Origin of the sequence: Rhizobium anhuiense bv. trifolii, assembly GCF_024346605.1 — a bacterium.
In the GTDB taxonomy this organism is placed as follows: domain Bacteria; phylum Pseudomonadota; class Alphaproteobacteria; order Rhizobiales; family Rhizobiaceae; genus Rhizobium; species Rhizobium anhuiense.
On sequence record NZ_CP098801.1, the window covers coordinates 82908 to 103898 of the forward strand.

General features: G+C 63.4%; 18 protein-coding genes and 1 pseudogene. 12 read left to right on the forward strand and 7 right to left on the reverse strand.

Going from position 1 to position 20991, the window contains the following annotated elements; genetic code table 11:
- Both NE851_RS00435 and NE851_RS00440 read left to right on the forward strand, forming a co-directional pair.
- A complete protein-coding gene (locus NE851_RS00435; protein ID WP_254955581.1) occupies positions 1-1314 on the forward strand; it encodes a HAMP domain-containing sensor histidine kinase in 1314 nt (437 codons plus the stop codon).
- A 77-nt stretch (positions 1315-1391) separates the two neighbouring features.
- On the forward strand, positions 1392-2846 hold the full coding sequence (locus tag NE851_RS00440) for an efflux transporter outer membrane subunit (RefSeq protein ID WP_097630234.1): 1455 nt from the start codon (positions 1392-1394) through the stop codon (positions 2844-2846).
- A 31-nt stretch (positions 2847-2877) separates the two neighbouring features.
- Here the strand turns inward: NE851_RS00440 and NE851_RS00445 are convergent, their stop codons facing one another.
- The 5 genes from NE851_RS00445 to NE851_RS00465 are packed head-to-tail and all read right to left on the reverse strand — an operon-like array spanning position 2878 to position 8788.
- Positions 2878-3714, reverse strand: coding sequence for an HpcH/HpaI aldolase/citrate lyase family protein (locus NE851_RS00445; protein WP_097630235.1), 837 nt, complete (start codon positions 3712-3714; stop codon positions 2878-2880).
- Entirely contained in the window at positions 3711-4163 is a 453-nt protein-coding gene (locus tag NE851_RS00450; RefSeq protein ID WP_097542480.1) for a MaoC family dehydratase, read from the reverse strand. Before NE851_RS00450 ends, NE851_RS00445 begins: the two co-directional genes overlap by 4 nt.
- Complete coding sequence (locus NE851_RS00455) at positions 4163-6028, reverse strand: acetyl/propionyl/methylcrotonyl-CoA carboxylase subunit alpha (protein WP_097630237.1); 1866 nt, start codon at positions 6026-6028, stop codon at positions 4163-4165. The genes NE851_RS00450 and NE851_RS00455 overlap by 1 nt, the downstream gene beginning before the upstream one ends.
- A 7-nt stretch (positions 6029-6035) precedes the next feature.
- Positions 6036-7646 carry a carboxyl transferase domain-containing protein gene (locus NE851_RS00460; RefSeq protein ID WP_097630238.1) on the reverse strand — a complete coding sequence of 537 codons (1611 nt, stop codon included), beginning with the start codon at positions 7644-7646 and terminating at the stop codon, positions 6036-6038.
- Positions 7643-8788, reverse strand: a complete 1146-nt coding sequence (locus NE851_RS00465) for an isovaleryl-CoA dehydrogenase (RefSeq protein ID WP_097542477.1) — start codon at positions 8786-8788, stop codon at positions 7643-7645. The genes NE851_RS00460 and NE851_RS00465 overlap by 4 nt, the downstream gene beginning before the upstream one ends.
- 168 nt (positions 8789-8956) lie before the next feature.
- On the opposite strand from NE851_RS00465, the gene NE851_RS00470 reads away from it, so the two are divergent.
- Positions 8957-9217 carry a type II toxin-antitoxin system Phd/YefM family antitoxin gene (locus NE851_RS00470; protein ID WP_097542661.1) on the forward strand — a complete coding sequence of 87 codons (261 nt, stop codon included), beginning with the start codon at positions 8957-8959 and terminating at the stop codon, positions 9215-9217.
- The gene (locus NE851_RS00475; RefSeq protein WP_097542476.1) at positions 9207-9626 is read left to right on the forward strand and encodes a hypothetical protein; all 420 of its coding nucleotides are present in this window, start codon (positions 9207-9209) and stop codon (positions 9624-9626) included. Before NE851_RS00470 ends, NE851_RS00475 begins: the two co-directional genes overlap by 11 nt.
- Here NE851_RS00475 and NE851_RS00480 read toward each other — a convergent pair.
- Positions 9610-10632 (reverse strand): AraC family transcriptional regulator, encoded by a 1023-nt coding sequence (locus NE851_RS00480; RefSeq protein WP_254955585.1) that lies wholly within the window; start codon positions 10630-10632, stop codon positions 9610-9612. The two genes, NE851_RS00475 and NE851_RS00480, sit on opposite strands and share 17 nt — an antisense overlap.
- A 132-nt stretch (positions 10633-10764) precedes the next feature.
- On the opposite strand from NE851_RS00480, the gene NE851_RS00485 reads away from it, so the two are divergent.
- The 8 genes and pseudogenes from NE851_RS00485 to NE851_RS00520 all read left to right on the forward strand — a co-directional run.
- On the forward strand, positions 10765-11532 hold the full coding sequence (locus NE851_RS00485; RefSeq protein WP_254955587.1) for a 3-hydroxyacyl-CoA dehydrogenase: 768 nt from the start codon (positions 10765-10767) through the stop codon (positions 11530-11532).
- A gap of 23 nt (positions 11533-11555) precedes the next feature.
- Entirely contained in the window at positions 11556-12743 is a 1188-nt protein-coding gene (locus NE851_RS00490; RefSeq protein ID WP_097542474.1) for an acetyl-CoA C-acyltransferase, read from the forward strand.
- A 13-nt stretch (positions 12744-12756) separates the two neighbouring features.
- Positions 12757-13884: an acyl-CoA dehydrogenase family protein gene (locus tag NE851_RS00495; RefSeq protein ID WP_097542473.1), complete on the forward strand. Its 1128-nt coding sequence runs from the start codon at positions 12757-12759 to the stop codon at positions 13882-13884.
- Positions 13885-13947: 63 nt separating this feature from the next.
- Positions 13948-15180, forward strand: a complete 1233-nt coding sequence (locus NE851_RS00500; RefSeq protein WP_097542472.1) for a 3-methyl-2-oxobutanoate dehydrogenase (2-methylpropanoyl-transferring) subunit alpha — start codon at positions 13948-13950, stop codon at positions 15178-15180.
- 1 nt (position 15181) lies between these two features.
- Positions 15182-16195 (forward strand): alpha-ketoacid dehydrogenase subunit beta, encoded by a 1014-nt coding sequence (locus tag NE851_RS00505; protein ID WP_254955591.1) that lies wholly within the window; start codon positions 15182-15184, stop codon positions 16193-16195.
- A 3-nt stretch (positions 16196-16198) separates the two neighbouring features.
- Complete coding sequence (locus tag NE851_RS00510) at positions 16199-17440, forward strand: dihydrolipoamide acetyltransferase family protein (protein WP_097630240.1); 1242 nt, start codon at positions 16199-16201, stop codon at positions 17438-17440.
- A gap of 5 nt (positions 17441-17445) precedes the next feature.
- Positions 17446-18843, forward strand: a complete 1398-nt coding sequence (gene lpdA / locus NE851_RS00515; protein ID WP_097542469.1) for a dihydrolipoyl dehydrogenase — start codon at positions 17446-17448, stop codon at positions 18841-18843.
- Between the two features lie 406 nt (positions 18844-19249).
- Positions 19250-19416: pseudogene (locus NE851_RS00520) on the forward strand (nucleotidyltransferase); the annotation flags it as partial.
- A 30-nt stretch (positions 19417-19446) separates the two neighbouring features.
- Here NE851_RS00520 and NE851_RS00525 read toward each other — a convergent pair.
- Positions 19447-20130: a redoxin family protein gene (locus NE851_RS00525; protein WP_097542467.1), complete on the reverse strand. Its 684-nt coding sequence runs from the start codon at positions 20128-20130 to the stop codon at positions 19447-19449.
- Positions 20131-20991: the final 861 nt, after the last annotated feature.

The following is a 20991-nucleotide window of genomic DNA, read 5'->3' on the forward strand; positions in this document are numbered from 1 at the left end:
ATGCCTAGGCTTTTCTGGAAATTCTTCGCGACGATCTGGTTGACGCTTGCAACGACGCTCACTGTTATAATCGTGATCGTCAACCTCTTTCAGATCCCGCCGCCTGGCCGCGATCGGGAATACCAGGAGCGAGCGATCATTCTGAAGCTGACTGCGAACGTCCTCGCAAGGGATGGGGAGGACGCCGCAGAGCGCTTCATCCGCTCAAGTGAAGATACGGTGCCGCTGGGCCTGACTCTTTCGAAAACCATGGAGTCGCCTGCGTGCGGAGACGGGGGTAGGGCAGAGACGAAGTCCATTCTGAAGGACGGAATTTGCTACCGGATCTCCGTGGCGCCGGAAGCGAACTTCCTTCTCAACGTGGTGGATAACCTGGCGCTGCTGGTGCCTTGGCTTTCGATTTTCGTTTCGAGTACGGTCGCTGCCGCAGCACTCGCCCGCTATCTCATTCGACCCGTCGTGCATCTGCGCGACGGCCTGAGCGCGCTCGCCCATGGCCGCTTCGACTTCCGTATCGGCGACCAGATGGCCGGCCGAAAGGATGAAGTCACTGCGCTGGCGCATGACTTCGATTCCACCGCCGCGCGGCTTCAGGAGCTTCAGGATGCGCAGCAGCGGCTGTTCCATGATGTCTCCCATGAATTGCGTTCGCCCCTGTCCCGCCTGCAGGCTGCCGTCGGCGTTCTTCGGCAGAGCCCGGCCAAACTCGGCGCCATGCTGGACCGAATGGACCGGGAGGTTGAACGGCTCGACGCGCTGGTCGGCGAAGTTCTGACCCTTGCCAGGCTCACCGCCGGCTCCGGCCTGCCGCTGAAGACCCAGCCCCTGGATGTCATCGAACTGCTGAATGAAATCCTTGGCGACGCCGCATTCGAAGCCCAGGCACGAGATGTGTCGATCACGACAAGCGTCGACGGCAGCTTCCGCGCCGAGGTCGAAGGCGAGCTGCTCTACCGGGCACTCGAAAACGTCGTGCGCAACGCCGTCAAATACACGGCCGAACATTCGCACATATCCGTGTCTTGCGAGGCGGCGGCCGAGCGCCTCAAAATCTGCGTCACCGATCGGGGGCCAGGTGTGAGGCGCGACGAACTCGAACGCATCTTCCAGCCGTTCTCACGCGGGAAAGAGGCGGTTCCAAGAGGCGGATACGGCCTGGGTCTTGCCATCACCCGGCAGGCCATCGAGCGCCATGGCGGGCGTGCGCATGCGTCGTTGCCTGACGCCGGAGGCCTGGCGATCACGCTGGAACTTCCGAGACGGCCGACGCCCTATGGTTCGGTTGATGATCAAGCATCCCGGGATTTTACCTAACTTTACAGTTTCTTTACCGCCATTAACGCTGGCCTCGCTAAGCCTGGATCTCCGATCCCGGTTCAGAAAGCTTGCCAGTGAGTCCGTCGCTCCGCACCAGACTATCATCCCTCCGCTACGCCGCATCCGCCTTCACGCTGCTGCTCGCAGGCTGCGTCAGCGGTCCGGATCACGTTCCCCCTGAGATGCCGCTTCCTGCCAAATTCGAAGAGGGCACCACCAAAAGCAACGGCAATGTCGTGACGGCTGAGTGGTGGAAGGCCTATCGCGACAAGCGGCTCGACGGCTTGGTGGCCCATGGCCTCAGCGAAAACCTCGATGTGCTGCAGGCGCTCGAGAGCATCAATTCGGCTGCCGCCAATGTCACGGTTGCCGGCGCCGGCGGTCTGCCGAGCCTCAGTGTCGACGCTTCGCACACGGTATCCGGTGAAAAGGGGCGGCTGCGCACGACGGTCGGCACCACGAATACCACAGGCGGTGAGGCCAGCCTTTCCTGGCTGCTCGACATCTTCGGCCAGTACCGTCGCTCCAAGGAGAGTGCCATCGCCTCGCTGGGAGCCGCCTATGCGACGGCCGACAATGCAAAGCTCACCTTCTTGAAAGACCTTGTCGAGAGTTATATCGACGCCCGCTATTACCAGGAGCGCATCGCGCTTGCACAGGCGAGCTTGAAATCCCGCCAGCAAACTTACGAACTCACGCAGTTGCAGCTCAAGGCAGGTGCGGCCTCCCGCCTCGACGTCGTTCAGGCCGAGGGCCTGGTGCAGTCGACAAAGTCCGACATTCCCGGCCTCGAACAGAGCTTCACCGAATCGGCCCATCACATTGCCACGCTGCTCGGGATGCCGGCGGCCTCGCTGATGGACGAGCTGCAGAAAAGCGCCGGTCAGCCGGTTTTCCGCGGCGATATTCGCGCCGGCATTCCGGCCGATCTCATCCGCAACCGTCCTGATATAAGAAAGGCCGAACGCGAGCTGGCGGCGGCCGTCGCCGATATCGGTGCTGCCGAAGCCCAGCTTTATCCGTCGATCTCGCTCTCCGGTTCGATTTCGCCGAGCTGGGTCAAATCATCGGGCGCCAGCGGCTCGAGCCTCACCAGCTGGTCCTTCGGACCGACGCTCAACTTGCCGATCTTCGACGGCGGCAAATTGCGCGCAAATGTCGATATCGAGAAATCCGATGCGAGGGCGCAGTATCTCGCCTGGAAAGCGGCGGTGCTGAACGGGGTCGAAGAGGTGGAAAACGCGCTGTCGGCAGTTCGCCGCGACACGCAGACACTGGCGCCGTTGCGCAGGCAGGTGCAGACGGCGGAGGAATCCCTGGCACTGTCGACCGCAAGCTACAAGGACGGCGCCTCGTCGTTGCTCGATGTCCTCGACGCCCAGCGGTCGGTTTCCGATGCTGAGGCAAGCCTTGCCGCTACCGTGCAGCAGGTTGCCAAAGACTATGTGGATCTCTATGTCGCCGTCGGCGCCGGTTATCTCTCGCCAGAAGTGCCTGTCGCCTCCGAGCAGGCGGCGAAATCGGGCTGATCGGCAGAAGGCGGTCAAACGCGTTCCCTGACTATCGTCCTGATATCTCCAGGATGCGGAGCGCGAGCTTGAGATGCGGCAGATCCAGCATGCGCCCGTCAAGTTGAATGACACCTGCGTCGGGCCTGGCGGCAAAGGCGGCGGCGACTTTCTCCGCCCAGGCGATCTCGGATGCATCCGGCGTAAAGGCGTGGTTGATCGTTTCGACCTGGCTCGGATGGATGGCCATCATGCCGGAAAAGCCGTCGCGCCGGGCGCGGCCGACATAGGCCCTGAGACCGCTATGATCGTGGAAATCGGGATAGACGGTGTCGATGGCCGGAACCGCGGCGGCATGGGCTGCGAAGAGCGTCAGCGAGCGGGCAAGCTCGTAAGGCGGCGTGTAACGGCCATCCGTCCGTCGCGCGGTCGCAGCCCCGATCGCGGCGGGCAGATCCTCGGCACCCCAGGTCAGGCCGCAGAGGCTGGCCGCGACGTCCCGGTAGCTGCCGATCTCGAAGATCGCGGACGGCGTTTCGGTTGCGATCGGCAAGATGGGGATTTCAGGTGCAAGTGAGCCTGCGAGCTTCAGCACCGAAGCCGCCCCCTCGGCCTTCGGCAGCATGATCGCGAAAGGATGGAGGCCACTCAGAGCGGCAAGGTCGTTTTCGAACTCCGGGGAGGCGAGGGGATTGATGCGGATCAGGAGATTGGTTTCGCCGGTCTGGCGCAGGACGAATTCGTGGACGGCTTGGCGGGCGCGTGGCTTGTTGGCGGGTGCAACCGAATCTTCGAGATCGAGAATGACGGCATCGGCGCCCGAGGCGAGTGCTTTCTCGAAACGCTCCGGCCGATCGCCGGGCACGAAGAGCAGCGAGCGAAGTCTCATGACGGCTTTACCTTCAGCATGGCGGTGCGCAGGCACTGGCAGACGATCTCGCCGCGCTGGTTCAGGGTGATGTGCCGGAAGGTGACGATGCCGGCGTCGGGGCGGGAGTTCGAGCGGCGCAGTTCGGTCACCTCCGTTTCCACCCGCAGCGTGTCGCCGATGAAGACCGGCTTCGGCATCGTCACCTTGTCGTAACCGAGATTGGCGACGAGCGTGCCGAGCGTTGTGTCGCCGACCGAGAGGCCGACGGTGAGCGCAAAGGTGAAGGTGCCGTTGACGACGATCCGGCCGAATTCGGTGCCGGCCGCATAATCGGCATCGAGATGCAGCGGCTGCGGATTGTGGGAAAGCGTCGTAAACAGCAGGTTGTCGGTCTCGGTGACCGTGCGGCGGATCTCGTGGGCGATGCGGTCGCCGAGCGTCCATTCGTCGAAATAGCGGCCGGCCATCAATCCTGCTCCTTCGTGACGGTGACGACCAGCTGGTTCTCCGAGACCCTGGCGCCGGTGGAAACCTGCAGTTTTCCGATGATGCCGTCGAAAGGCGCGCGCAGCGAATGCTCCATTTTCATCGCTTCGACCGTCAGCAGACGGTCCCCCTTGGCGACATGATCGCCTTCGGCGACATCCACCGAAATCACGAGGCCGGGCATCGGCGAAAGGATCGCGCCATCGCCCGCACCCTGGCTCGCCTCGATTTCGCTGGCGACGGGCAGGCTGATCGGCCAGGTATTGCCGGCGTCGAAAAGCACGGTCGTTTCACCAATCGTGACGATATTTGCCTCAGGCTTCCGACGTGATTGCCCCCAGAAGAGGTGATCGCCGATACGGATGCGCACTCGATTGTCATCCGCGCCGGCGATGCGGAATCCGGCAAGCGCGGCCCAGGGATCATCATCGGTATTTCTTGAAAGCACGGCGGCTGCGGTGTCGATCGCGATTTCGCTCGGCTCCCTCGCCACAAGGCTATCGCCATGGCGGTCGAGGAAGCCGGTATCGATCCGAGCGGCGCGAAAATCCGGATCGGTGGCGATGCGGGCAAGCAGGCCGGCATTGGATCTGACCGGCCAGACCTCGATGCCGGCGCAGGCGGCTGCAAGTTTCGAAAGGGCTGCCTCGCGGTCCGGTCCATGCGCGATGATCTTGGCGATCATCGGATCGTAGAAGGCGGTAATCTCATCGCCCTGTTCGACGCCGCTGTCGACGCGGACGGACTGCGGCAGGCGCAGATGGTCGAGCCGGCCGGTCGAAGGCAGATAACCGGCGGCCGGATTTTCGGCATAGAGCCGGGCTTCGAAGGCCCAGCCATTCATGGCGATCTCGTCCTGGCTTTTCGGCAAGGGCTCGCCGCTCGCGACCTTCAACTGCCAGAGCACCAGATCCTCGCCAGTAATCGCCTCGGTGACGGGGTGTTCTACCTGCAGCCTCGTATTCATCTCCATGAACCAGATACGGTCAGGATGCAGGCCCTGGGAGGCATCGGCGATGAATTCGATGGTGCCGGCGCCGACATAGTTGACCGCTCTTGCGGCCTTGACCGCCGCCTCGCAGATCACCGCCCGGGTGGCGGCATCGAGGCCGGGGGCAGGGGCCTCCTCGATCACCTTCTGATGACGGCGTTGCAGCGAACAATCGCGTTCGAAGAGATGCACGCAATTGCCGAGCTTGTCGGCGAAAACCTGCACCTCGATATGGCGCGGATTGGCGATATAGCGTTCGATCAGAACGCGGTCGTCGCCGAAAGCGGCGGCCGCCTCACGGCGGCAGGAGGCGAGACGTTCGGCGAAATCCTGCGCGCGGTCGACGCGGCGCATGCCCTTGCCGCCGCCGCCGGCAACCGCCTTGATGAGTACGGGATAACCGATGGCCTCGGCTTCCGCCGCCAGCCTCTCTTCGCCCTGGTCCGATCCGAGATAACCGGGGGTCACGGGCACGCCGGCTGCCTGCATCAATTCCTTGGCGGCATCCTTGAGCCCCATCGCCCGGATGGCAGCGGCCGGCGCGCCGACCCAGACGATGCCGGCCTTCTCCACCGCCTCGGCAAAATCGGCATTTTCCGACAGGAAGCCGTAGCCCGGATGGATCGCAGCGGCGCCGCTCTTGCGGGCAGCCTCCAGGATGCGCTGCGGCGAGAGATAGCTTTCGCGGGCCGGCGAGGGGCCGATGGCGATCGCCTCGTCCGCCTCCCTGACAAAGGGCAGGCCGGCATCGGCTTCGGAATAGACGGCAATGGTGCGGATGCCGAGCATCCTGGCCGTGAGGATGACGCGGCGGGCGATTTCGCCCCGGTTGGCAATGAGCAGGCTTTCCATCATCGACGCCTCACATCCTGAACAGGCCGAAGCGCGGCCCTTTCGGGATCGGCGCATTCAGGCAGGCGGAAAAGGCAAGGCCCAGCACGTCCCGCGTCTGGCGTGGATCGATGATGCCGTCGTCCCAAAGGCGGGCGGTGGCATAATAGGGATTGCCCTCGGCCTCGTAGCCGGCGCGGATCGGCGCCTTGAAGGCTTCCTCCTCTTCCATGGGCCAATTCTCACCGCGCGCCTCCATGGAATCTCGGCGAATGGTGGCAAGCACAGAGGCCGCCTGTTCGCCGCCCATCACGCTGATGCGGCTGTTCGGCCAGGTGAAGAGGAAGCGCGGGCGATAGGCGCGGCCGCACATGCCGTAATTGCCGGCACCGAAACTGCCGCCGATGATGACGGTGACCTTCGGCACGGTGGCGGTTGCAACGGCCGTCACCAGCTTGGCCCCGTCCTTGGCGATGCCGCCAGCCTCATAGCGGCCGCCGACCATGAAGCCAGAAATATTCTGCAGGAAAAGCAAGGGTATGCGCCGCTGGCAGGCGAGCTCGATGAAATGGGCGCCCTTCAGCGCACTTTCGGAAAACAGCACGCCGTTATTGGCGATGACGGCGACCGGCATGCCCCAGATGCGGGCGAAACCGCAGACCAGCGTGGTGCCGTAGAGCGGCTTGAACTCATGCAGTTCCGAGCCATCGACGATCCGTCCGATGACCTCGCGCACGTCGTAGGGTGAACGCACATCATCCGGGATGAGTCCGCAGAGATCTTCGGGATCGAGTTTCGGCGGTCGCGGCGGCTGGAGGTCGATATCGACTGATTTCACACTGTTGAGGGTGGCTGCGATATCGCGCACGAGCAGCAGCGCATGTTCATCGTTCTCGGCGACATGATCGACGACGCCGGAGCGGCGGCCATGGGTCTCGGCGCCGCCGAGCTCTTCGGCCGAGATGATCTCGCCGGTCGCGGCCTTCACCAGCGGCGGACCGGCGAGGAAGATCGTGCCCTGATTGCGCACGATGACCGTCTCGTCGGACATGGCGGGCACATAGGCGCCGCCGGCGGTGCAGCTTCCCAACACGCAGGCGATCTGTGGGATTCCCTCGGCCGACATCTGGGCCTGGTTGTAGAAGATCGCGCCGAAATGGTCGCGGTCGGGAAAGACGTCGGCCTGATGCGGGAGATTGGCGCCACCGCTATCGACCAGATAGAGGCATGGCAGCCGGTTCTGCAGAGCAATCTCCTGCGCCCGCAGATGTTTCTTCACCGTCAGGGGGTAATAGGCGCCGCCCTTCACCGTCGCGTCATTGGCGACGATCATCACCTCGCGGCCGCAAACACGGCCGATGCCTGTTATGATGCCGGCGCCGGGCGCCTCATCATCATACATGCCGTTGGCCGCCAGCGTGCCGATCTCCAGGAACGGGCTGCCGGCATCGATGAGCAGCTGGATCCGGTCGCGCGGCAGGAGCTTGCCCTTGCCGGTATGGCGCTCGCGCGCTGCCTGCGATCCACCCTGGCGCGCTTTCGCCGAGCGGTCGTGGAGTTCGTCGCTAAGGCCCTTGTTCTTGGCTGTATTGGCCTTGAAGGTCTCGCTATCGCGGTCGATCGCAGTCGAAATCACCGTCATGATGCGATGAGCTCCCGGCCGATCAGGTAGCGGCGGATCTCGTTGGTACCGGCGCCGATATCGTAGAGCTTGGCGTCGCGCAAAAAGCGTTCGACCGGCCATTCCTTGGTATAGCCGGCGCCGCCGAGTGCCTGGATCGCTTCCAGCGAGACCTTCACGGCATTCTCGCTGGCAAAGAGGATCGCGGCGGCCGCATCCGTGCGCGTCGCGCGGCCGGCATCGCAGGCCCGGGCAACGGTATAGACATAGGCGCGCGCCGAATTCAGCGCGACATACATGTCGGCGATCTTGCCCTGCATCAGCTGGAAGTCACCGATCGGCTTACCGAACTGTTTGCGATCGCTGACATAGGGCAGCACGACGTCGAGGCAGGCCTGCATGATGCCAAGCGGCCCGGCGGCGAGCACGGCGCGCTCGTAGTCGAGGCCGGACATCAGGATCTTCACGCCTTCTCCCTCCCGGCCCATCAGCGCCTCGGCCGGCACCTCGCAATCCTGAAAGACCAGTTCGGCGGTATCGCTGCCGCGCATGCCGAGCTTGGAGAGTTTCTTGGAGACGCTGAAGCCCGGCAGGCCCTTTTCGACGATGAAGGCGGAAATGCCTTTCGGGCCGGCTGCGGGATCGGTCTTGGCATAGACGACCAGCACATCGGCATGCGGCGCGTTGGTGATCCAGAATTTGGCGCCGTTCAGAACATAGCGGTCCCCCTTTTTCTCGGCACGCAAGCGCATGGAGACGACATCGGAACCGGAGCCCACCTCGGACATGGCAAGAGAACCCACATGTTCGCCGGAGATCAGTTTCGGCAGATGACGGCGTTTCTGTTCCGGCGAGGCCCAGCGGCGGATCTGGTTGACGCAGAGATTGGAATGGGCACCGTAACTCAAGCCCACGGAAGCCGAGGCCCGTGAAATCTCCTCCATGGCGACGACATGATCGAGATAACCGAGACCGGCGCCGCCGAATTCTTCCTCGACGGTAATCCCATGCAGGCCGAGGGCGCCCATCTCAGGCCAGAGCTGGCGTGGAAACGTGTTGCTTTCGTCGATTTCCGCAGCCAGCGGAGCAATATGAGCGGCAGCAAACCGCGCCGTCGTTTCACGGATCGCGTCCGCGGTTTCGCCGAGCGAAAAATCAAACATGGCACTCCTCCCGCTGAAATATGTAGCGCGGGTTGCGGCGGGGTCAAAGTGCCCTTGAATGATACGGGTGGAGAGCCTTGAGAATTCTCGTCGAGGGCGCGTGAACGCCATTTTCTTGAAAAGATGGAAAATATGGAATATATGGAAATTAAACCGGAGAGTATAGTCATGCGACAGTTCACGACAGGTGATCTCAATAAACAGATTGGTGATGTCACCGATGTCGCGAGCCGCGAGCCGGTTATTCTTACCCGCCACAACAAGCCCCGTTTCGTGCTGATGAGCTATGAACACTATCAGCGGATGCGCAGCGGCGAGGACCCGCGTCGCGCGCATCACATTTCGGAGATGCCGGATGAGCATGCCGAATTGTTCGGCGAGGCGATTGAGCGACTGGCGCGCGGGGAAAGTTACGACGATGAACCATGAGTTTCGCCCTGGCGAGGTGATAACCTATCCCTATCTCTGGGCATGGCAGCAGCAGCGTGGTGAGACGGAGGGGCGCAAACAGCGCCCGGTCTGTGTCATCATTGCGATCCGCAGTGCGAGCGATGGAAATACGCATCTCGCCCTTCTGGCAATCACCACGCAACCGCCGCCGTCGGGAAGGGCTGCGCTGGAAATTCCCGATATCGAACGTCGGCGTGCTGGTCTCGGTGATCTCAAACAAAGTTGGATCGTCGTCGACGAATACAATTACGATATCGTCGAGCGTTCCTGGTACATCGAGCCTCATCAGGAGGTTCTTGGTCGCTTCAGCAAGTCCTTCGTGATGAAGATTGCCGTCATGTTCGCGAACGCGCGGGGCCGGTCAGAACGAGTCAATCGATTCGACTGACATCCTCTCGATTTTCCGTTCCGTCCCGCCGAAAGGCCTCAGGGCTCTTGCCTATCCATTTCCTGAAGGCCCGGAAGAAGGCGCTCGGCTCGGAATAGCCGAGCTGGACGGCGATCTCGCCGATGGTCTTCGGCGTGTTCAGCAGCAGGTCGACGGCGAGATCCCGGCGGATGTCGTCCTTGATGGCGGCATAGCTTTGTCCCTCGTCGTGCAGGCGGTGGCGGAGCGTGGAGGGCGGCATGCGCATATCGGCGGCAAGCTCGGCAAAACTCCGCCACATGGCAGGCGTTGCCTGACTCAAGCGGCGGCGGACGGCGGCGGCGATACCGGCATCATAGCGGTAGCGCACCAGAATATTGGCGGGCGCGCCGCGCAGGAACTGCTTGAGCGCCTGTTCGCTGCGTGAAATCGGCAGGTCGAGCAGGGTGTTGTCAAAGCCCAGCCGACTGATGGCTTGCGAGAAGCGCACCGGCGCACCGAAGAAAAGCCGGTAGTCGGCGCCCTGTTTGGGCTCGGCGCAGCGGAAGTCGACGCGCCGGATCGGAATGCGCCGGCCGACCAGCCAGCAGATGATGCCGTGCAGGATGATCCAATAGGTGCGATAGGCGAAGGCCGAACGCGGGCCGCCGGCATCCCGAAGCTCGACCTCCGCTAGACCGTCGCGAATGACGAGCTGTCCCCTGGGATCGTCGAGCACGATATCGAGGAAGCGTAGCGCCCGGCGAAGCGCATGACCCAGCGTCGGCGCATGCAGCACAGAGTGGCAGAGCAGCGTGAAGCTGCCGCTACGCATCGGCCGCCCGCCCATGCCGAAGAATTCGTCGTCGAGCTCGGCGGCGATGGCCAGCCACAGCGCGCCGTAGGTTTCTGCCGAGACCGGCTGGTCGACCCGGGGCAGTCCCACGCGCGCAAGAATAGGCTGCGTCGGCTTATCTAGTCGCCGCAGGCTGTCGAGCGCCTCCTCGACAAAGGCCGGCGCAATCATCCGTCGCTCGATTTCGGCCATCGCACTCTCTATGGCAAAACTGGCCGAAATAATGGAGCATTTCTGTCATCGCTTGCAATAGGTGGAGCGAATAGAATCGTACCCGTCGGTTGCGCTTGGAGGCGGTCGCCGCCGGCAGGGAGGAACAGATTCATGTTGGTCCATGGAGCAAGCTTCATCGTCACCGGCGGTGGCTCCGGCCTCGGTGCTGCCACGGTGCGCGCGCTTGTCGAGGCAGGCGGGCGCGTGACGATCGCCGATCTCAATGTCGAAGCGGGCGAACATGTCGCCCGGGAATTCGCAAGCGCTGCACAGTTCGTCAAGGCCGACGTGGCCGATGAGAAGCAGGGAGCAGCGGTGGTTGCCGCTGCCGTCGACGCCTTCGGCGGCTTGCGCGGCTTGGTGAATTGCGCCGGCGTCGCACCGGCCGAAAAGGTGATCGGCCGCGACGGGCCGCATCGGCTGGAAAGTTTTGCCCGCACGGTCGGAATCAATCTCATCGGCACGTTCAACATGATCCGGCTTGCCGCCGCAGCGATCCAGAAGACCGATCCGGATGCCGAAGGCGAACGCGGCGTCATCGTCAATACGGCCTCGGTCGCCGCCTTCGACGGTCAGATCGGCCAGGCAGCCTATGCCGCCTCCAAGGGTGGGGTGGCGGCGATGACCTTGCCGATCGCCCGCGAGCTTGCGCGTCACGGCATTCGCGTCGTCGCGATCGCGCCCGGCATTTTCGAGACGCCGATGATGGCTGATATGCCGGCTGAGGTTCAGGCCGCACTCGGCAAGAGCGTGCCCTTTCCACCGCGGCTCGGCCGGCCGGCGGAATTTGCCGGGCTGGTGCGCCATATCTTGGAAAACAACATGCTGAACGGCGAGGTCATCCGCCTCGACGGCGCATTGCGGATGGGCGCGCGGTGAACGCGTCGCCCCAAGGAGGAAAGATGGTTTTGCAGGATCCCATCGTCATCGTCGGTGCAGCGCGCACCCCGATCGGCAGCTTTCAGGGAGAGCTGAAAGAGGCGACAGCGCCGGAGCTTGGAGCGACGGCGATCCGCGCAGCGCTTGAGCGCAGCCGCATCGCGGCCGAGGCGATCGAGGAGGTTATCTTCGGTTGTGTCCTGCCGGCCGGGCAGGGCCAGGCGCCGGCGCGCCAGGCGGCGATCCATGCCGGCCTGCCTTTCGCGACGGCGGCCAGCACCGTCAACAAGATGTGCGGCTCGGGCATGAAGGCCGTGATGATGGCGCATGACCTGATCGCCGCAGGCAGCGCCTCGGTGGCGGTTGCAGGCGGCATGGAAAGCATGACGAATGCGCCCTATCTCCTTGACAAGGCCCGTGGCGGCTACAGGCTCGGCCATGGGCGTGTCGTGGATCATATGTTCCTCGACGGGCTGGAGGATGCTTATGACAAGGGGCGCTTGATGGGCAGCTTCGCGGAGGATTGCGCCGAGGCCTATCAGTTCACGCGCGAGGCGCAGGACAGCTACGCCATCGCCTCGCTGACGCGGGCGCAGAAGGCGATTGCCGAAGGCTGTTTCGACCGCGAGATCGTGCCGGTTACGGTGAAATCCGGCAGGACTGAGCAGGTGGCGAGCCGCGACGAACAGCCCGGCAAGGCGAAGCTCGACAAGATCCCGACGCTGAAACCGGCCTTCCGAGACGGCGGCACGGTGACTGCCGCCAATTCCAGCTCGATTTCCGATGGCGCGGCAGCCCTCGTGCTGATGCGCCGTTCCGAGGCGGAGCATCGCGGCCTCAAGCCGCTTGCCACCATCCTTGGCCATGCCACCCATTCGCAGGCGCCCAATCTTTTCGCTACCGCACCGATCGGGGCGCTGCAGAAACTGTCCGATCGCACCGGCTTATCGTTGTCGGAGGTCGATCTTTTCGAAATCAACGAGGCCTTTGCCGTCGTCGCCATGGCGGCGATGCGCGATCTCAACCTGCCGCATGAGAAGGTCAATGTGCATGGCGGCGCCTGCGCGCTCGGCCATCCGATCGGCGCTTCGGGGGCCCGGATCCTGGTGACGCTGCTTGCGGCGCTGGAGCGCTACGATCTGAAGCGCGGCATGGCGGCGCTCTGCATCGGCGGCGGCGAGGCGACCGCCGTCGCCATCGAGCGGCAATAGGAGGAGAGAACAGATGATCCTTTCCGACCTCCAGCAGCAGATTTCAGATCTCGCCCGCGACTTTGCCCGCGACCGGCTGGCGCCGGGGGCAGCCAAACGCGACCGGGAGCATCTCTTTCCGCGCGAGGAACTGAAGGAGATGGGTGAACTCGGGCTGCTCGGCATGCTGGTGCCGGAAGCCTATGGCGGCTCGGATACCGGCGTGGTCGCCTATGCCGCAGCACTTGAGGAGATCGCCGCCGGCGACGGAGCCTGTTCGACGATCATGAGCGTGCATAGTTCCGTTGGCTGTGTGCCGATCCTGAAATTCGGCACCGAGGAGCAGCGGCAGCGTTTCCTGCCGAAACTGGCCAACGGCGAATGGATTGGCGGCTTTGCGCTGACCGAGCCGCAGGCGGGTTCGGATGCCTCGAACCTGAAGACCCGGGCGCGGCGTGACAGTGACCACTATGTGCTCGACGGCTCCAAGCAATTCATCACCTCGGGAAAGAACGGCGATGTCATCATCGTCTTTGCCGTCACCGATCCCGACGCCGGCAAGAAAGGCATTACCGCCTTCATCGTGCCGACGGAGACGCCAGGCTACGAGGTGATCCGCGTCGAAGAGAAGCTTGGGCTGCATTCCACCGATACCTGCCAGATCGCCTTCAACAACATGCGCATCCCGGCCGGGCTGAGGCTCGGTGCGGAAGGTGAAGGTTATCGCATCGCGCTCGCCAATCTCGAGGGCGGGCGGATCGGCATTGCGGCGCAGGCCGTCGGCATGGCGCGGGCGGCCTTCGAGGCGGCGCGCGACTACGCCCGCGAGCGCACGGCCTTCGGCAAACCGATCTTTGAGCACCAGGCCGTGGCCTTCCGCCTTGCCGATATGGCGGTGCGGATCGAGGCGGCGCGGCAGCTCGTCTTTCATGCCGCCTCGCTCCGGGAGGCGGGGCTGCCCTGTCTGTCGGAAGCCTCGATGGCGAAGCTCTTTGCCTCCGAGATGGCCGAGCGTGTCTGCTCCGATGCGATCCAGATCCATGGAGGTTATGGCTACATGGCCGACTATCCGGTCGAGCGCATCTACCGCGATGTGCGCATCTGCCAGATCTACGAAGGAACGAGCGACGTGCAGCGCATGGTGATCGCCCGCAATCTATAGAACGACATCCGGCCCGGCTCTCGGAGGAGAGGGGCAAGGCCGGCAAGGGAGGAAAGAAACGACATGGTGGATTCTGCTCGTTTGAGCCTGCACGTCCCCGAACCCGCCGTCCGACCTGGCGGCCAGCCTGATTTTTCCAATGTCAGGATTGCCAAGGCCGGCGCGGTGCCGCGGCCGGAGGTGGATGTCGCGTCGGAAGACATCCGCGATCTTGCCTATTCCATCATCCGTGTTTTGAACCGCGACGGCGAGGCGGTCGGCCCCTGGGCCGGGTCGCTCTCCGATGAGGAGCTGCTGACCGGGCTTCGCAACATGATGAAACTGCGGGCCTTCGACGCCCGCATGCTGATGGCGCAGCGGCAGGGCAAGACCTCCTTCTATATGCAGCATCTCGGCGAAGAAGCCGTCAGCTGCGCCTTCCGCAAGGCGCTCGAGAAGGGAGACATGAATTTCCCGACCTATCGCCAGGCGGGCCTCTTGATCGCCGACGACTATCCGATGGTCGAGATGATGAACCAGATCTACTCGAACGAGAGCGATCCCCTGCGCGGCCGGCAACTGCCGATCATGTATTCCTCCAAGGAGCACGGCTTCTTCACCATCTCGGGCAATCTCGCTACCCAATATGTGCAGGCCGTCGGCTGGGCGATGGCCTCGGCGATCAAGAACGACAGCCGCATTGCCGCGGCCTGGATCGGCGACGGATCGACGGCGGAATCGGATTTCCACTCGGCGCTGGTCTTCGCCTCGACCTACAAGGCGCCGGTCATCCTCAACATCGTCAACAATCAGTGGGCGATATCCACCTTCCAGGGCATCGCCCGCGGCGGCTCCGGCACCTTCGCCGCCCGCGGCCTTGGCTTCGGCATTCCGGCGCTGCGTGTCGATGGAAACGATTATCTCGCCGTCCATGCGGTCGCCCGCTGGGCGGCCGAGCGCGCGCGGCGCAATCTCGGCCCGACGCTGATCGAATATGTGACCTACCGCGTCGGCGCCCACTCGACCTCCGACGATCCGAGCGCCTACCGGCCGAAGACGGAATCGGAGGCCTGGCCGCTCGGAGATCCCGTGCTGCGGCTGAAGAAACATCTGATCGTCAAGAGTGTCTGGTCGGAGGAGCGGCATGTGCAGGCGGAAGCCGAAATCATGGATGAGGTGATCGAGGCGCAGCGCCAGGCAGAGGCGCACGGCACCCTGCATGCCGGCGGCAGGCCCTCGGTGCGCGACATTTTCGAGGGCGTCTATGCCGAGATGCCGCCGCATATCCGCCGTCAGCGGCAGCAGGCGGGGTACTGACATGGCCAGGATGACGATGATCGAGGCGGTGCGCAGCGCCATGGACGTCTCGATGGCGAACGACGACAATGTCGTCGTTTTCGGCGAGGACGTCGGCTATTTCGGCGGCGTCTTTCGCTCGACGCAGGGCCTGCAGGCAAAATACGGCAGAACACGCTGCTTCGATACGCCGATCAGCGAATCCGGAATCGTCGGCACGGCGATCGGCATGGCCGCCTACGGGCTGAAGCCCTGTGTCGAAATCCAGTTCGCCGATTACATGTATCCGGCCTATGACCAGCTGACGCAGGAGGCGGCGCGCATCCGCTACCGGTCCAACGGCGATTTCACCTGCCCGATCGTCGTGCGCATGCCGACCGGCGGCGGTATCTTCGGCGGCCAGACGCACAGCCAGAGCCCGGAGGCGCTTTTTACCCACGTCTGCGGGCTGAAGGTGATCGTGCCTTCCAATCCCTACGATGCCAAAGGCCTGCTGATCGCAGCGATCGAGGATCCCGATCCCGTCATGTTCCTGGAGCCGAAGCGGCTCTATAACGGCCCCTTCGACGGCCATCACGAGAAGCCGGTGACGCCCTGGTCGAAGCATGACCTCGGCGAGGTGCCCGATGGCCATTACACTATTCCGATCGGCAAGGCCGAGGTGCGGCGCGTCGGATCGGCGGTGACCGTGATTGCCTACGGCACCATGGTGCATGTGGCGCTTGCCGCAGCCGAAGATGCCGGCATCGATGCCGAGGTGATCGATTTGAGGAGCCTGCTGCCGCTCGATCTCGATGCGATCGTCAAATCGGTCGCCAAGACGGGGCGCTGCGTCGTCGTGCATGAGGCAACCCTGACGTCGGGCTTCGGCGCCGAGGTCGCAGCACTGGTGCAGGAACATTGCTTCTATCATCTCGAGGCGCCGGTCGTGCGTGTCGCCGGCTGGGACACGCCCTATCCGCATGCGCAGGAGTGGGACTATTTCCCCGGTCCCGGCCGTGTCGGGCGGGCGCTTGCCGAAGTCATGGAGGCCTGAGCCGTGGGCGAATTCATCATCAAGATGCCCGATGTCGGGGAAGGGGTCGCCGAGGCCGAGATTGTGGAATGGCACGTGAAGACAGGCGATCCCGTCCGCGAGGACATGGTGATTGCCGCCGTCATGACCGACAAGGCCACCGTGGAAATTCCGTCGCCCGTCCATGGCACCGTCATCTGGCTTGCCGGCGAGGTCGGAGACCGCATCGCGGTCAAGGCCCCGCTGGTGCGGATCGAGACGGCGGGAGATGTCGGCGAGACGCAGCCTGTGGTGATTGGGCAGGCGCCGATTGCCGAAGCCCCCAGGGCCGACATTGCAAAACCTACCCCGGCAGCGCCAGCGCCAGCGCCAGTGCCGGCGGCTGCATCGACGGAAAAGCCGCTTGCCGCTCCCTCGGTGCGGCTTTTTGCCAGGGAAAGCGGTGTCGATCTCAGGCAGGTGCAGGGGACAGGACCGGCCGGGCGTATCCTGCGCGAGGATATCGAGCAATTCCTGACCCCAGGAGCCGCTCCCGCAGCAGTGAAGAACGGTTTTGCCAGGAAGACGGCGACCGAGGAGATCAAGCTGACCGGCCTGCGCCGCCGCATCGCCGAGAAGATGGTGCTTTCCGCCTCGCGCATCCCCCACATCACCTATGTGGAGGAAGTGGATATGACCGCGCTCGAGGAGCTTCGCGCCACCATGAACGGCGACCGCAGGCCAGGCCACCCGAAGCTGACTGTTCTGCCCTTCCTGATGCGCGCACTGGTCAAGGCGATTTCCGAGCAGCCTGACGTCAACGCCACCTTCGACGACGATGCCGGCATCATCACCCGCCACGGTGCCGTCCATATCGGCATCGCCACACAGACGCCGGCCGGCCTGACCGTGCCGGTGGTCCGGCATGCGGAAGCCCGCGGCATCTGGGATTGCGCCGCCGAGATGAACCGGCTGGCGGAAGCAGCACGATCCGGGACGGCGACGCGCGATGAGCTTTCCGGCTCCACCATCACCATCAGCTCGCTCGGCGCGCTCGGCGGCATCGTCTCGACACCCATCATCAATCATCCCGAGGTGGCGATCATCGGCGTCAACAAGATCGCCACGCGACCGGTCTGGGACGGCGCGCAATTCGTGCCGCGCAAGATGATGAACCTCTCCTCCAGTTTCGACCATCGCATCATCGACGGCTGGGATGCGGCAAACTTCGTGCAGCGCATCCGCACGCTGATTGAAACGCCGGCGCTCATTTTCATCGAAGGCTGAGATCCATGAAAGAGATCCTCTGCAAGCTCCTCGTCATCGGCGCCGGTCCGGGCGGCTATGTCTGCGCCATCCGCGCCGGACAGCTCGGCATCGATACCGTCATCGTCGAGGCCGGTAAACCGGGTGGCACCTGCCTGACGGTCGGCTGCATTCCCTCCAAAGCGCTGATCCATGCGGCTGAGGAATTCGACGCGACGCAAAAGATGCTGGCTGGCAGGAACCCGATGGGCATCCGCGTCGAAGGCGCCTCGATCGATCTCGGCAGAACGATTGCCTGGAAGGACGGGATCGTCGGCCGGCTCACAGGCGGTGTTTCGGGACTGCTGCAAAAGGCGCGGGTCAAGATCGTCCACGGTCGGGCCCGCTTCCGCGACGGCAAGACGGTGGAGGTGGAGACGGAAACCGGCCAGCAGATCATCCGGGCCGAGACCGTGGTGATCGCCACCGGTTCCGATCCGGTGGAGCTTGCCGATCTGCCTTTCGGCGGCCGCGTCATGTCCTCGACAGAGGCGCTGTCGCTGACCGAGCTGCCGAACAAACTCGTCGTGGTCGGCGGCGGTTATATCGGGCTGGAGCTCGGGACGGCCTTTTCCAAGATGGGATCTGATGTGACGGTCGTCGAGGCGACGCCGCAGGTGCTGCCCCAATATGATGCCGAGCTGGTGCGGCCCGTCATGCGCAAGTTGGCCGAAGGCGGTATCCGGGTGTTGACCGGCGCCAAGGCGATCGGCCTTGCCGACGATGGCGACGCATTGATCGTCGAAACACCGGATGGCCGTCAGCAAAGCCTGCCGGCGGACCGCATCCTCGTCACCGTCGGCCGCCGCCCGAGAACGGCTGGGTCGGGTCTCGAAGAGCTCGATCTCGATCGTGCCGGCCCTTATCTGAGGATCGACGATCGTTGCCGCACGTCGATGCGCGGCATCTATGCGATCGGTGACGTGACCGGCGAGCCGATGCTTGCCCACCGGGCCATGGCGCAAGGCGAGATGGTGGCTGAGATCATTGCGGGCAAGAAGCGGGCCTGGGACAAAAGATGCATTCCCGCCATCTGCTTCACCGACCCGGAGATCGTCAGCGCCGGCCTGTCGCCGGCAGAGGCGAAGGCGCAAGGCTATGAAATCCGCACCGGCCAGTTTCCGTTCAGCGCCAACGGTCGGGCGATGACGATGCTATCCGAAGAGGGCTTCGTGCGCGTGGTGGCCCGCGCCGACACCAATCTCGTGCTCGGCCTGCAGGCGGTGGGCGCCGGGGTCTCCGAGCTCTCGGCGGCTTTTGCGCTGGCCATCGAGATGGGTGCGCGTCTGGAAGACATCGCAGGCACCATCCATGCACATCCGACCCGCAGCGAAGCGGTGATGGAGGCGGCGCTGAAAGCTTTGGGAAGTGCCCTGCATATCTGAGGCCCAAGTCCAGGTCCGGACATTGACAATGCTGGAAGGCGTCGCGATCGGCGGCAAAACCGTCGATCACGGCTCCAATTCCTGGGGTCAGGGGTCGCTGGTTCGACATCCGTCAGATGCGACGAACCGCGCACGGTCCCAGCGATCATCAACATCAAGGAGAGCGACATCACGATGCTGGCCTCGCGCGGCCGGATCGACGCCGCTCAGCTCGCAGCTGCGACGAGGTTCCCCGCCTTATGGGAAGCGCCATCGACTACGGCCGCGAGCCGTTAGCCGGCGGCAGTCATACGGACCCGATCAGCCACAGGCAATGCACGCGACCGAGGAGCTTAGGCGCGTATCCGACCTCGGCTTGGCCCTACATCATTTCGCCAACAGTTAAATTAGGCGCGGTGTTGGAAGTGGCCGGATCCTGAAGATCATCCTGTTTGGCTTCTAGGCCAAAGGTGGCTGGGTGGATGAACCCTTCACAACGAAGGGCTATCGGGCGGATTTCGACCTGCTGATCATCGTCAACAACGGGAAGCCCTGCGAGTCCGCCGAGTATTGGTAAAGGCTGCCGACCGTCTGAGGACGGTGGTCGTCGAGATTTTCAGCAGCTTATAGATGTGCGACTTGGGAAGCTGCGGACATCAATTCTTCGGGACTCGGCGCCCGGCATAGATTTTGGCCTTCCTCTTCGGCTTCTGTGAAACTCCAGCGCACAGTGCCTTCCCGATCGAGCAGGAACTCGCCGATAAGCGGCATGTGACCGGCGATCATAATCTGCCGGTCGGCCGCCGTAATTTCATACCAGTCCTTTTTCTCAAGAAAGTCGCCCGCCGCAGCCGGGTTCATCGGCACGGGCAACTCCCCCGGCAGATCGATCCGCATTGTCATGACCGCGTCCATTCCGAGCTTGTGCGGCCATTCGGTTTCATTCTCCGTGAACTCGAGGATGGGTAAACCGAAGGCGCGATGTGAAGCCCCCACCGGGTCGGATGCGCTAAGAAGGTCGGGTAGCGGATGGTAGCGGAAGTAGAGCCGCGCCCGCTCGACTGGCGTCTTGACCACTGCGAGACATTCGATGCCTTTCTCCTTCAGGGCCGGGTTGAGTTGCGCCATCGCCGCGAGATGACGCCGGCAGAACGGACAGTGTAGGCCTCGAAACAAACCGATCAGTAACGGGCTGCGGCCTCGAAAATCATCGAGCGCGATCTTGCCTTCGCGCGAGATCGCGTCGAATACAACATTCGGTGCCCGGTCGCCGGGTTGCAGCGGGCGGTCAACACTACTCGTGGACATGAACAACCTCCTCGCCTCGGATCAGCAAAAAAGGCAACACACCCAGCGCTCCGGGGCTCGAACCCGTGCTGGGCGCAAAATCTCTACGCCGGGGCAAAGTAGCTTTCGGCTCTGCCATATTGCCGACGTCGAGCGTGAGCCGTGCGGCCCATCATAGCACGTAAAAGCGTCTGCGGGCGAGCATTCAGGCTGGTCAGCAATCCGCGGCGCTATGTCCTCTGTGAGGTCTTCGAGGGAAATCTTTTCCGCCGCTCTCGCCGGTCGATCTAAGTTTACAACCTGAGACAGTAAAATATACCATTAAATCCTACGGTAGTTTTCAATTCGTTGGTCTGATAATTTTCGTTGGTCCGCCTTACCCAATCCAACAAGGCGCAACAGTGGAGATCGTGATGACCGATAACTCTAAGACGCCTCCCGCCAAGAAGACAATCCAAGACCCCCCAGAATACGCGGCTGCGCCCGAAGACCCCAGCCAAGCCGCTCCTTCCAACTCGTCTGGCACGGCAAAGCCTCCCCAGCCAGTATCTCAAGATCTTCGGGGCCAGCTTAAATGGAATGAGCAGCGTACCGGCGAGACCGATGATTGGTTGGGCGGGCCGCAAAACGGGGCCGAAGCGCCTGGCTCCAAGGAGAGTGGTCCGACAGGCTCGGGGAAAGTGCAGGGCGAAGGGGCAAGAAACCCCCAAACCGGCGAACGAATTGCAAGGAACCCCCAAACGGGAGAGTAGCAGCCGATACTGCTGCGACTTCGCGGTGTCCCACGACGGGCGCCGGTGCGAGCGCGGTTAAAGGCTTATCGAGGATTCTCACGTCAACTTGGATTGACGGATCGGGGCTGGGTTAGTCCCCGATCCGTAG